10 protein-coding genes, 2 tRNA genes and 1 pseudogene are annotated in these 12,796 nt (G+C 61.7%); all 13 read left to right on the top strand.

What is annotated here, in order from left to right:
* Positions 1-191 precede the first annotated feature (191 nt).
* Positions 192-2,021, top strand: a pseudogene (gene ftsH, locus HF027_RS13075) (ATP-dependent zinc metalloprotease FtsH); the annotation flags it as partial.
* A gap of 282 nt (positions 2,022-2,303) precedes the next feature.
* Entirely contained in the window at positions 2,304-3,167 is an 864-nt protein-coding gene (folP, locus tag HF027_RS13070; protein WP_168016378.1) for a dihydropteroate synthase, read from the top strand.
* The gene (gene glmM / locus HF027_RS13065; protein WP_168016376.1) at positions 3,164-4,510 is read left to right on the top strand and encodes a phosphoglucosamine mutase; all 1,347 of its coding nucleotides are present in this window, start codon (positions 3,164-3,166) and stop codon (positions 4,508-4,510) included. The genes folP and glmM overlap by 4 nt, the downstream gene beginning before the upstream one ends.
* Before the next feature lie 99 nt (positions 4,511-4,609).
* Complete coding sequence (gene tpiA / locus HF027_RS13060; protein WP_168016374.1) at positions 4,610-5,359, top strand: triose-phosphate isomerase; 750 nt, start codon at positions 4,610-4,612, stop codon at positions 5,357-5,359.
* A gap of 4 nt (positions 5,360-5,363) precedes the next feature.
* Positions 5,364-5,723 (top strand): preprotein translocase subunit SecG, encoded by a 360-nt coding sequence (gene secG / locus HF027_RS13055; RefSeq protein ID WP_136254885.1) that lies wholly within the window; start codon positions 5,364-5,366, stop codon positions 5,721-5,723.
* Between the two features lie 27 nt (positions 5,724-5,750).
* Positions 5,751-5,837, top strand: a tRNA-Leu gene (locus HF027_RS13050).
* Positions 5,838-5,962: 125 nt separating this feature from the next.
* Positions 5,963-6,039 (top strand) — tRNA-Met (locus HF027_RS13045).
* A 203-nt stretch (positions 6,040-6,242) separates the two neighbouring features.
* Positions 6,243-6,704 (top strand): ribosome maturation factor RimP, encoded by a 462-nt coding sequence (gene rimP / locus HF027_RS13040; RefSeq protein ID WP_168016372.1) that lies wholly within the window; start codon positions 6,243-6,245, stop codon positions 6,702-6,704.
* 40 nt (positions 6,705-6,744) lie between these two features.
* Positions 6,745-8,238, top strand: a complete 1,494-nt coding sequence (nusA, locus tag HF027_RS13035) for a transcription termination factor NusA (protein ID WP_168016370.1) — start codon at positions 6,745-6,747, stop codon at positions 8,236-8,238.
* A gap of 28 nt (positions 8,239-8,266) precedes the next feature.
* Positions 8,267-10,825: a translation initiation factor IF-2 gene (infB, locus tag HF027_RS13030; protein ID WP_168016368.1), complete on the top strand. Its 2,559-nt coding sequence runs from the start codon at positions 8,267-8,269 to the stop codon at positions 10,823-10,825.
* Between the two features lie 20 nt (positions 10,826-10,845).
* Positions 10,846-11,304, top strand: a complete 459-nt coding sequence (gene rbfA, locus HF027_RS13025; RefSeq protein ID WP_168016366.1) for a 30S ribosome-binding factor RbfA — start codon at positions 10,846-10,848, stop codon at positions 11,302-11,304.
* The gene (truB, locus tag HF027_RS13020; RefSeq protein WP_168016364.1) at positions 11,304-12,239 is read left to right on the top strand and encodes a tRNA pseudouridine(55) synthase TruB; all 936 of its coding nucleotides are present in this window, start codon (positions 11,304-11,306) and stop codon (positions 12,237-12,239) included. Before rbfA ends, truB begins: the two co-directional genes overlap by 1 nt.
* A 107-nt stretch (positions 12,240-12,346) precedes the next feature.
* Complete coding sequence (gene rpsO, locus HF027_RS13015) at positions 12,347-12,616, top strand: 30S ribosomal protein S15 (protein WP_168016362.1); 270 nt, start codon at positions 12,347-12,349, stop codon at positions 12,614-12,616.
* Positions 12,617-12,796: the final 180 nt, after the last annotated feature.

Below are 12,796 nucleotides of genomic sequence, written 5' to 3'. Positions count from 1 at the left end.
GTCGATGAGTGGCGGGAACGATAGTCGCCGCTCTGCCATAGCGACTGGCTATGGCTCTCATGTACGGACACGTACTGACGAGTGTGCGATGCTTAGCCACAGTGGCGCCGGGTGGTTGAACGCGGCGAGCTCCTGTAGTGTCGAATGCATAACCACGCTTGCAGTTTGATTTCAGCAATGAGGGTATTCCCTTGAATGATATGGCGAAGAATCTGATCCTGTGGTTGGTCATCGCGGCAGTGCTGCTGACGGTGTTCAACAACTTCAGTGTCGAGAACTCACCGCAGACGATGAACTACTCTCAGTTCGTCCAGCAGGTGCAGAACCAGCAGGTCCGATCGGTCACCATCGATGGCTATACCATCTCGGGTGAGCGCACTGACGGATCGGATTTCCAGACCATTCGGCCGTCGGCAGAAGATCCCAAGTTGATGGATGATCTGCTAGCCAACGACGTGACGGTGGTGGGCAAGAAGCCAGAAGAGCAGAGCCTGTGGACGCGGCTGCTGATCGCCAGCTTCCCGATCCTGATCATCCTGGCCATCTTCATCTTCTTCATGCGTCAGATGCAGGGGGGTGCCGGTGGCAAGGGCGGTCCGATGAGCTTTGGCAAGTCCAAGGCCAAGCTGCTGTCCAATGACCAGATCAAGACCACCTTTGCCGATGTCGCCGGCTGCGATGAGGCCAAGGAAGAGGTCGAAGAGCTGGTGGATTTCCTGCGTGACCCCTCCAAGTTTCAGCGTCTCGGCGGCACCATTCCCCGTGGTGTGCTGATGGTGGGGCCGCCGGGTACCGGTAAGACACTGCTCGCCAAGTCCATCGCCGGCGAGGCCAAGGTGCCCTTCTTCTCGATTTCCGGCTCCGACTTCGTCGAGATGTTCGTGGGTGTCGGCGCATCGCGTGTGCGTGACATGTTCGAGCAGGCCAAGAAGCAGGCGCCTTGCATCATCTTCATCGATGAAATCGATGCCGTGGGCCGCTCGCGTGGCGCCGGCATGGGCGGTGGCAACGACGAGCGTGAGCAGACGCTGAACCAGCTGCTGGTCGAAATGGACGGCTTCGAGGCCAACGAAGGCGTCATCGTCATCGCCGCGACCAACCGCCCCGATGTCCTCGACCCGGCGCTGCTGCGTCCGGGCCGCTTCGACCGTCAGGTCACGGTGGGTCTGCCGGATATCCGCGGTCGCGAGCACATCCTGGGTGTGCACCTGCGCAAGGTGCCGCTGGCCGATGACGTCAAGCCATCGCTGATCGCACGCGGCACGCCGGGCTTCTCCGGTGCCGATCTTGCCAACCTGGTCAATGAGGCGGCCCTGTTCGCGGCGCGTCGCAACCGGCGCCTGGTGGGCATGGAAGAGCTCGATCTTGCCAAGGACAAGATCATGATGGGCTCCGAGCGCAAGTCGATGGTCATGACCGACAAGGAAAAGCTCAATACGGCTTACCACGAGTCCGGTCACGCCATTATCGGTCTGGTGATGCCGGAGCATGATCCGGTCTACAAGGTCACTATCATTCCCCGTGGACGAGCGCTTGGCGTGACCATGTTCCTCCCCGAGGAAGATCGCTACAGCCTGTCGCGCCAGCAGATCATCAGTCAGATCTGCTCACTGTTCGGCGGCCGGTTGGCCGAGGAAATGACGCTTGGCCCGAATGGTGTCACCACCGGTGCCTCCAACGACATCAAGCGCGCCACCGAGCTTGCCCACAACATGGTGGCCAAGTGGGGCCTGTCCGAGGAGATGGGGCCGATCATGTACGACGAGGATGAGTCACATCAGTTCCTCGGCGGCGGTGGCCAGGGCGGCGGCAAGTTCAAGTCCGGCGACACCACGACCAAGCTTGATCATGAGGTGCGTCGCATCATCGATGGGTGCTACGCGGAGGCCAAGCAGATCCTCGAAGACAACCGCGACAAGCTCGATGCCATGGCCGAGGCACTGATGCAGTTCGAGACCATCGATGCCGATCAGCTCGCCGACATCATGGACGGACGTCCGCCGCGGCCGCCCAAGGATTGGGATGATGAAGGCGGCAGCGGGTCGTCGGCCGGCGGTGCGGCCAGCGCGGATGCGTCCGACAAGGGTCAAGACCAGGACACCTCGTCCGACGCGGATGAGGACGATGATGAGCCAAATCGTCGTCCCTCCGACCCCCTGGGTGGCCCGGCAGGCCATTGAGGCAGGGTTTCCCAGCAAGTAAACGAGGCGCCCCTAGTGGGCGCCTCTTGCGTTTATTGGGTATCATGCCCACCAGCATCCCCCGCGCGGGGCCAATCGCCAGTCAGCAGGACCAATCAAGCCATGAGTGACGGACAAAGCGCCAGTGCGCTGCAATGCGGCCGGCATCGTCTGGATATTTCCTATCCCCGCGTGATGGGGATCCTCAATGTGACCCCGGATTCTTTCTCCGACGGTGGGCAGCACGTGTCCATCGATGATGCGCTGCGCCATGCCGAGCGGATGCTGGCCGAGGGCGCGGCGATCATCGACGTGGGAGGAGAGTCGACCCGTCCGGGGGCCGTCGAGGTACCGCTCCAGCAGGAGCTCGACCGGGTCTCGCCGGTCGTCGAGCGGCTGGTGCGTGAACTCGATGCCCTGGTGTCGGTCGATACCAGCGCTCCCGAAGTGATGCGCGAGACGACGGCGTTGGGCGCGGGGATGCTCAATGACGTGCGAGGCCTGCGCCGCGAGGGCGCCTTGAGTGCCGCGGCGCGCAGTGGTCTGCCGGTGTGCGTGATGCACATGGTGGGTGAGCCGGACGATATGCAGCACTCGCCGGGTTATGAGCAGCCGGTGGAAGAGGCCGTGGCGGCCTTTCTCGAGGAGCGTATTCGTGCCTGTGAAGCAGCAGGGCTGCGTCGCGAAAGACTGATCCTTGATCCGGGGTTTGGTTTTGGCAAGAGCGTCGAACATAACCTGCGGTTGTTCAATCGCATGGCGGATCTTAAGAAGCTGGGGTTGCCGATTCTCGCCGGCATGTCGCGCAAGAGCATGATTGGTAAAGTGCTTGAGCGTCCGGTGGAAGAGCGACTGCCGGGCAGCCTGGCGTTGGCGACCTTGGCCGTGGAACGAGGCGCACGGATTCTGCGCGTTCACGATGTGGGGCCTAGTGTGGACGCCGTGAACATGACCTGGGCCGTAATGGAGGAGGGCTTTACCTCATGAGCAGACGTTATTTTGGTACCGACGGCATTCGCGGGACCGTCGGGAATTACCCGATCACCCCTGATTTCATGCTCAAGCTGGGATGGGCCATGGGGCGCGTGCTGGGTCGGGAAGGTCGCACCAAGGTGCTGATCGGCAAGGACACCCGGATATCCGGTTACATGTTTGAATCGGCGCTTGAGTCCGGGCTTTCGGCAGCCGGCGTCGATGTTTCGCTGTTGGGTCCGATGCCCACGCCGGCCATCGCCTATCTGACCCGCACCTTCCGGGCGCATGCCGGTATCGTCATTTCAGCCTCGCACAACCATTTCGAAGATAACGGCATCAAGTTCTTCTCCGCCGAAGGCGCCAAGCTTCCCGACGAGATCGAGGAGCGTATCGAAGAGATGCTCGAGGCGCCGCTGACCACGGTAGCGCCGCATCGGCTCGGCAAGGCAGTGCGGATCGATGACGCCCCGGGCCGCTATATCGAATTCTGCAAGTCGACGGTGCCTGACAGGGTCAGCCTGCATGGCCTGAAGATCGTTCTCGACTGCGCCCATGGCGCGACCTATCACATCGCGCCCAGCGTCTTTCGCGAACTCGGTGCCGAGGTCAGTGTGGTGGGGGGTAGCCCCGACGGCCTCAACATCAATCACGAGGTCGGCTCGACCCACCCGGCAAGCCTGCGGGCAGCCGTGATTTCTCAGGGCGCCGATCTGGGCATCGCCTTCGATGGTGACGGCGACCGTGTGCTGCTGGTCGATGCCGACGGCCGCGAACTCGACGGCGATGACATTCTTTACCTGATTGCCCGTGACCGCCATGCCCGCGGTGAGCTGGGTGGCGGGGTGGTCGGCACCCTGATGTCGAACTTTGGTCTCGCCGCGGCTCTCGAGGTGCTGGAGATTCCCTTTGAGCGCGCCAAGGTTGGCGATCGCTATGTGATCGAGCGTCTGGTGGCCAACGGCTGGCAGCTTGGGGGTGAGGCCTCAGGCCATATCGTCTGTGGGCATATTCAGACCACTGGCGATGGTATCGTCTCTGCCCTGCAGGTGCTGGCCATCATGATTCGTGAAGGGCAAACGCTTGCCAAGCTGCTGGGCGGTTTCGAGAAGGCCCCGCAGGCGCTGGTCAACGTGCGCCTTCCCGCCGACGCTGACCGTGGTGCGCTGATGGCCAGCGAATCGCTCAGGCAGGCCGTTGCCAGCGTCGAGGCCGAGCTCGGCGATGAGGGGCGTGTGCTGTTGCGTCCCTCAGGTACCGAGCCGCTGATTCGGGTGATGGTCGAGGGACGGCCTCACCTGGACGTGGAAGGCCTGGCCCGGCGCCTGGCCGTCGAGGTTGAGTCATTGTTTGACTAGCCAACTTTCATGCAGTCGACGGCATGCCTTGTGGTGTGCTGGTTGTCATGCTATGAGCGCTCCTATACCATTTCGCACCACCTTGAAAGAGGATCGTCTATGCGTACGCCGCTGATTGCCGGTAACTGGAAGATGAATGGCTCCCTGTCGCTGGTCGATGCCTTTGCTCAGGCGGTTGCTGAGCGCGGCCTTCCGGCGCAGGTCGATGTGGCGCTGATGCTGCCAGCGCCCTATTTGCAGGCCGCGCATCAGGCATTTGCCGGTCTGCCTGTCGCGCTGGGTGGCCAGACGCTTTATCACCAGCAGAGCGGAGCCTTCACGGGCGAGGTCAGCGGCAGCATGCTCAGCGACTGCGGTGCGCACTACGTACTGGTGGGTCACTCTGAGCGGCGCGAGCTGTTTGGAGAGGACGATGCCGAGGTGCTCTCGAGGGTTCAGGCGGCCCTCTCAGCCGGGCTCACGCCGGTGCTGTGTGTCGGTGAGACGCTTGCTGAGCGAGACGCCGGTCGCACCGAAGAGGTCGTGCTTGGGCAGCTGGCGGCGGTCTTTGACGCACTCGCGGCGGACGACCGTTCACGACTGGTCGTTGCCTATGAACCGGTATGGGCGATCGGTACCGGGCGAACCGCGACGCCCGAGCAGGCCCAGCAGGTGCATGCGGCACTTCGTGCGCATATTGTGACCTATGATTCGACGCTGGCCGAAAGCCTGCGTCTGTTGTACGGCGGCAGCATGAAAGCTGCCAACGCCGCCGAGCTGCTCGCGCAGCCGGACATCGACGGCGGCCTGGTAGGAGGAGCCTCCCTCCAGGCCGACGATTTTCTAGCCATTTGCCAGTCAGCAGGTTGAACCCATGCAAGTTGCATTTCTCATGATCCACGTGGCGATTGCCATCGCCTTGGTCGTTCTCGTCCTGCTGCAGCAGGGCAAGGGCGCCGATGCCGGCGCCTCTTTCGGTGGCGGTGCCTCGCAGACCGTGTTCGGGTCTCGCGGCAGCGGCAGCTTCCTGTCCAAGTTTACGGGGCTGCTGGCCGTGGGATTCTTCGCGACCTCGCTGACGCTTGCCTATTTCGCCTCCGAGGCGGGTCAGGCCCCCGAGGCCGGCATTCCCGACGCCAAGGTCGTAGAGCAGCAAAATAACGTGCCGACCCTTGACGACTCCTCATCCAATATGGATAATACTGCGCCAGTGCTAGAGGAGAACGGCAGCTAAGCCGTCCCCATTTAGTGCTCCCCTGATGCCGAAGTGGTGGAATTGGTAGACACGCTATCTTGAGGGGGTAGTGGCCTTACGGTCGTGCGGGTTCAAGTCCCGCCTTCGGCACCATCTGAAACGCCTCTTATGCCGAGGCCTTCAGTAGCAAGATTGGCATGCAGGCGATGGCCACTTTCACGGTAAGACAAGACTTCTTGACGTGAGCCAAAGTGGCAAGTAATATCGCCGACCTGTGATGCGGGGTGGAGCAGTCTGGTAGCTCGTCGGGCTCATAACCCGAAGGTCATCGGTTCAAATCCGGTCCCCGCTACCATTTAGGCCGTCTAGAGACGCCAAATGGGATATAAGGATTCTTGTGAAAGGCCCCTTCCAGTGAAGGGGCTTTTTGTTAGTAGCTCATCTGTTAGCCGTTCCCCTGTTGGCAGCTTTCTGCTGGCGACACGCCAATCAGCCACCTCGCTTTCTCTTTAACTCCCGGCCAGGTGCCTGACGCAACGGCTGTAGGAGTCTTCGTCTGTGGCAATCAAGGACGCTGCGCTATACGCGTTAATCGAACCGGTGGCCTCCGCCATGGGCTTCGAGCTTTGGGGAATCAACAACCTTTCCCAGGGCAAACACTCCCGTCTGGTAATTTATATCGATGGTCCCAATGGCGTGACGGTCGACGATTGTGCCGATATCAGTCGTCAGATCAGTGCGGTCATGGACGTCGAAGACCCGATCGCTGGCGAATACCGACTCGAGGTGTCGTCGCCGGGGTTGGATCGGCCGTTGTTCATCCTCGATCATTTCGAGCGCTTCAAGGGACATGTCGTGGCGATCAAGCTGCGCACGCCCTTCGATGGTCGGCGCAAGTTCCAGGGACTGCTGGCAGGGATCGAGGAAGACGAAGTGCTGTTGCAGGTTGAGGGCGAGGAGTACTGCTTTCCCATCGACAGCATCGATCAGGCGCGTGTCGTGCCCCAGTTCGAGGATTGAGGTCGATGCATAAGGACAGGTTTTCTGGCGAGGCAAAGGCATGAGCAAAGAGATTTTGATGGTCGTTGACGCGATCTCGAATGAGAAGGGCGTGCCCCGTGACGTCATTTTCGAAGCCGTTGAAGCGGCTCTGGCAAGCGCATCGCGCAAGCGATTCGATGGCCAGGAAGTCAGCGTGCGGGTGGCGATCAATCGCACCACCGGTGACTACGAGACCTTCCGTCGCTGGGTAGTGATCAATGACGACGAGTTCGAGAACCCGGACGCCGAGATCAAGCAGTCCTACGCCGAGCGTCGCGATCCGCCGCTGACCGAAGGTGATGTGGTCGAAGAGCGCATCGAGAATGCGGTGTTCGGTCGCATCGCGGCGCAGACGGCAAAGCAGGTGATCGTACAGAAGGTCCGTGAGGCCGAGCGCGCCGAGGTAGTGCGTCAGTACACCGATCGTGAAGGCGAATTGGTGGCCGGCATTGTCAAGAAGACGACACGTGAAGGCCTGATCATCGATCTGGGTGAGAACGCCGAGGCGTTCCTGCCGCGTAACGAGATGATCCCGGGCGAACGCTACCGCATGAACGAGCGGGTCCGGGCGCTGCTGGTCAAGGTCGACGCCGAGGCGCGTGGCGCCCAGCTGATTCTGTCGCGGACCTGCCCTGAGCTCATCATCGAGCTGTTCAAGATCGAGGTGCCGGAAATTGCCGAGCAGCTCATCGAGATCAAGGGCGCTGCACGGGATCCGGGCTCGCGGGCCAAGATCGCGGTCAAGACCAATGACCGTCGCATTGACCCGGTCGGCGCCTGCGTCGGCATGCGTGGATCGCGCGTGCAGGCAGTCTCCACCGAGCTGCAGAACGAGCGTGTGGATATTATTCTTTGGGACGACAACCCCGCCCAGTTGGTGATCAACGCCATGGCGCCGGCGGATGTCGCCTCGATTCTCGTCGATGAAGACAGCCATGCCATGGATGTTGCCGTCGGCGAAGATAACCTTGCCCAGGCCATCGGTCGCAGTGGCCAGAACGTTCGGCTCGCCTCAGAGCTGACCGGCTGGAAACTCAACGTGATGACCGAGGGTGAGGCTGAAGGTAAGCGCGAGCAGGAAATCGATAGCCAGGTGGAGTTCTTCATCAACCACCTGGAGATCGACGAAGAGTTGGCACGTGTCATGGTCGAAGAAGGCTTCACTTCCCTGGAAGAAGTCGCCTACGTGCCTCTTGAGGAAATGCTCGAGATCGAGGAATTCGACGAGGCTCTCGTCGAAGAGCTGCGTGCACGCGCAAAAGATGAGCTGTTGAACCTGGCAATCGCTTCCGAAGAGGAGCTCGACGGCGCCCAGCCCGCCGAGGATCTGCTCGAGATGGAAGGGATGGAACGTCACCTGGCCTTTATTCTGGCCAGCCGGGGCATTGTCACCATGGAGGACCTTGCCGAGCAGTCCGTCGATGATCTGAATGACATCGAGGGCATGGACGAGGAGCGCGCTGCGGCACTGATCATGACTGCCCGTGCGCCTTGGTTCGAGAGCGAACAGTAAACAGGTCACGGGCTCAGGAGGGTCGTTAATGTCAGACATGACCGTAAAAGATTTTGCCGTAAAAGTGGGGCGCGATGTGCCCCGCCTGCTAGAACAGATGAAAGATGCCGGCCTGCCGCACAAGGCGGAGACCGATGCGGTGTCCGAAGCGGACAAGAAGTGCCTGCTCGACTATCTGACCAAGAGCCACGGCGGCGATAGCGACGCCGGGGCGAAGAATCGCGTTACCCTGACGCGCAAGACCAAGAGCCGGATTCGTTCTGGTGATCGTGGCAAGTCCATCGAGGTCTCGGTGCGCAAGAAGCGTACCTACGTCAAGCGCGAGGAAGAGCCGGCCGAGAAGCCCAAGACAGAAGACGCGGGTCCGCGTCAGCTGGTGGGTGACATGGCTGATTCCCAGGCCGAGCTGGCGGCTCGCGAGGCGGAAGAAGCCAAGGCTAATGCCGAAGCCGCCAAGGCAGCAGAAGCCGCTAAAGCAGCAGAAGCCGCCAAGGCAGCAGAAGCTGCCAAGGCTGAGGAAACCGCCAAGGCACAGGAAGCGGCCAAGGCTGCCCCTGGTGAGCCTGAGATCCCGGTCCCGGAACTCGAGACGAGCGAGCCGGCCACGACCGAGGTCAATGCGCCGCCCAAGGAGCCGCGTGGCGATACGCGCCGGGCACCCAAGAAGGCCGGTACCAAGGCCAAGAAGGGGCGCAACGAGCGTGATGACGATGATCGCGAAGAGCGTCGTCGTGGGGGCAAGAAGGCCAACAAGCGTGCCGAGCGTCGTGGCAGCCGTCGTGGCGGCCGCGAAGGCGGTGGCAAGCACGGTTTCCAGAAGCCGACGCAGCCGATCGTACGCGAAGTGTCGATTCCCGAATCGATCAGCGTCGCTGAACTTGCCGACAAGATGTCGATCAAGGCCAACGAAGTCATCAAGGCCATGTTCAACATGGGCGCTGCCGTGACCATCAACCAGACCATCGATCAGGAAACTGCCGTGATCGTGGTCGAGGAAATGGGCCACAAGCCCAAGCTGGTCAAGGATGATGCGCTCGAGACCGAAGTGCTCGAGAACATCTCCTACGAGGGCGAAGAGATCACTCGCTCGCCGGTCGTCACCGTCATGGGTCACGTCGACCACGGCAAGACCTCGCTGCTCGACTATGTGCGTCGTGCCAAGGTGGCAACCGGCGAAGCCGGCGGCATCACCCAGCACATCGGCGCCTACCACGTCGAGGACGATCACGGCGGCGTGACCTTCCTCGATACCCCGGGCCACGCGGCGTTTACCGCCATGCGTGCTCGCGGTGCCAAGGCCACCGACGTGGTCATCCTGGTGGTCGCAGCTGACGACGGCGTGATGCCTCAGACCATCGAGGCCGTCGAGCACTCGAAGGCTGCTGGCGTGCCGATGGTCGTGGCGGTCAACAAGATCGATAAGCAGGGCGCCGACCCGGACCGGGTCAAGAACGAGCTGTCCCAGCATGGCGTCATTTCCGAGGAGTGGGGCGGCGATACCCAGTTTGTCCACGTCTCAGCGAAGTCCGGCGAAGGCATCGAAGATCTGCTGGAATCCATCCAGCTGGTGTCCGAAGTGCTCGAGCTCAAGGCCGTGCCGGAAGCACCCGGCAAGGGCGTGGTCGTCGAGTCGCGTCTCGACAAGGGCCGTGGCCCGGTCGCGACCGTGCTGGTTCAGAACGGCACCCTCAAGAAGGGCGACATCGTCCTCGCTGGCCTGCACTACGGCCGTGTGCGGGCCCTGACCAACGAGCTTGGCAAGCAGGTCGACGAAGTCGGCCCGTCCATGCCGGTGGAGATCCAGGGTCTCGACGGCACGCCGGATGCCGGTGACGACTTCATGGTGCTTGAAGACGAGAAGAAGGCCCGCGAGATCGCCAACTTCCGTCAAGGCAAGTACCGCGAGGTGCGCCTGGCGCGTCAGCAGAAAGCCAAGCTCGAGAACATGTTCAGCCAGATGGGCAAGGAAGAGGTCGCCAAGGTCAATATTGTCCTCAAGGCCGACGTCCAAGGCTCGCTGGAAGCGATCAAGAGCGCCCTCGAGGAGTTGTCTACCGGCGAAGTCGAGGTCGCCGTGGTGTCCTCGGGTGTCGGCGGCATCACCGGTACCGATGCCAACCTGGCGCTTGCCAGTGAGGCCATCGTGGTCGGCTTCAACGTCCGCGCCGACGCCGCTGCCCGCGAGATCATCGAGCGTGAAGGCCTGGATCTGCGCTACTACAGCGTGATCTACCAGCTGATCGACGAGGTCAAGCAGGCCATGAGTGGCATGCTGGCACCGGACTGGAAAGAAGAGATCGTCGGTGTGGCCGAGGTTCGTGATGTCTTCCGTGCGCCGAAGATTGGCGCTGTGGCCGGCTGCATGGTCGTCGAGGGCTCCGTTCACCGCAACAAGAAGATCCGTGTGCTGCGCGAAAACGTCGTCATCTACGAGGGCGAGCTCGAATCGCTGCGCCGCTACAAGGATGACGTCAACGAAGTGCGCAACGGCATTGAGTGCGGTATCGGCGTCAAGAACTACAACGACGTCCAGCCTGGTGACAAGATCGAAGTCTTCGATCAGGTCAAGGTCGAACGCACCCTGTAACCGACCGAGGAGAGCTGGTCATGCGCGAGTTCAAGCGTACCGACCGGGTAGCCGACCAGCTTCAGCAGGAGCTGGCGGTACTCATCCAGCGCGAGGTCAAAGACCCGCGCCTGGGTATGGTCACCGTCAGCGGGGTCACGGTCAGCCGTGACCTCGGCTATGCCGACATCTATGTCACCCTGCTCGGCGAGAACGATGCCGAGCGGGTCAAGGACAACCTCAAGGTGCTCAAGCGTGCCGCCGGTTTCCTGCGCAGCCAGATCGCCCGTCGCATCAAGCTTCGTCATGTGCCGGAACTGCGCTTTCATTACGATGAGAGTGTGGTGCGCGGGCAACAGATGGCGTCGTTGATCGAAGAGGCGGTTGCCAGCGATCGTGCCCAGCATCAAGCAGCGCCGGACGATGACAGCGATGTCGCCGACAGCGCTGATGTTGCTGACAAGGGTAGCGACCGTAGCAGTGACGAGGACGGCCGCTGATGGCGCGAAAGCGTCGCGGCCTGCCGATCGATGGCGTGCTGTTGTTCGACAAGCCCAAGGGCGCGTCGAGCAACAACATCCTGCAGCGCGTACGGCGGCTCTATCAGGCTCAGAAGGCCGGTCACACCGGTACACTAGACCCGATGGCCACCGGGCTGTTGCCGATCTGTTTCGGTGAGGCCACCAAGTTCAGCTCCTTTCTGCTCGAGGCTGACAAGGTCTACGAGACGCGAGTGAAGCTTGGCGAAGTCACCGACACCGGCGATGCCGAGGGCGAGGTCGTTGAGCGCGCTCCGGTACCGGCCTTGGATGAGGCCGATATCGAGCGCGTGTTGTCGCGTTTTCGTGGCGAGATCGACCAGGTGCCGCCGATGTATTCCGCGCTCAAGCACGAAGGGCGCAAGCTCTATGAGCTGGCTCGGGAAGGCAAGACAATCGAGCGTGCAGTCCGGCGCGTGAGCGTTTATGATAGCCGGCTGCTTGAGGCGGATGCCGAGGGATTTGCGCTGCGAGTGCGCTGCAGCAAAGGCACCTACATCCGTACGCTTGCCGAAGATATTGGCCAGGCGCTCGGTTGCGGCGGCCATATCACGGCCTTGCGTCGACTCAAGACGGGTCCCTTCGACGGTGACGGCATGCATACGCTGGACGCTCTGGAGGCGTTGCCTGATCAGGACGCCCGGCAAGCGATGCTGATGCCGGTCGATGTGCTGGTGGCGCATCTCCCGGCCCTCGAGGTCGACGAGATGGTGGCCTCTCGTATCCAGCACGGCCAGCCGGCGCGCGTCGATACCGGCGAGCTCGGCATTGACGACACTGTCAGACTCTATCGTGGTGAGGCCTTTCTGGGCCTGGTCACGATCAAGGCGGAAGGGGAAATCATCCCTCGCCGCTTGTTGAATACCGCTGCTGCCCAAACGGGCGGCGAAGCGTAACCCGACCTGCACCACGTGGTACCTGCCGCGTGGCGCCGGCGTGGAGACTGCAAATATGCGTGGTCTCCGACATTCATCACCAAGCATATTGCTTACTGGAGAAACAGATGGCACTGACCGCTGAAAAGAAGGCCGAGATCGTTCATGAGTTCGGCCGTGTCGAAAACGACACCGGTTCCCCCGAAGTTCAGGTGGCACTGCTGAGCGCCAACATCGACGGCCTGCAGGATCACTTCAAGACCAACAAGCAGGATCACCACTCGCGTCGTGGCCTGATCCGCATGGTCAACCAGCGCCGCAAGCTGCTCGACTATCTCAAGCGCAAGGATTTCTCGCGCTACCAGTCGCTGATCCAGCGCTTGGGCCTGCGTCGCTAAGCGGCACCGGTCGCCAGACAGGGAAGGGTTCACGAATCCTTTCCGGACCCACGGCAAGCGTCGTTGGGTCCTTCGGACAAGCAACCCCCAGGGGTTGCTTGTTCTTTTATGGGAACGTGGTAGCCCTTGCACCGACGACCTCCTAAAATGGGCGTCGTGACAAAAGACCCACATGAATTC

The sequence above is a fragment of the Halomonas salinarum genome (assembly GCF_012062845.1).
Taxonomy (GTDB): Bacteria; Pseudomonadota; Gammaproteobacteria; order Pseudomonadales; family Halomonadaceae; genus Onishia; species Onishia salinarum.
The sequence above is the reverse complement of the archived record's forward strand: the minus strand, read 5'-3'. Positions and strand labels throughout refer to the sequence as shown.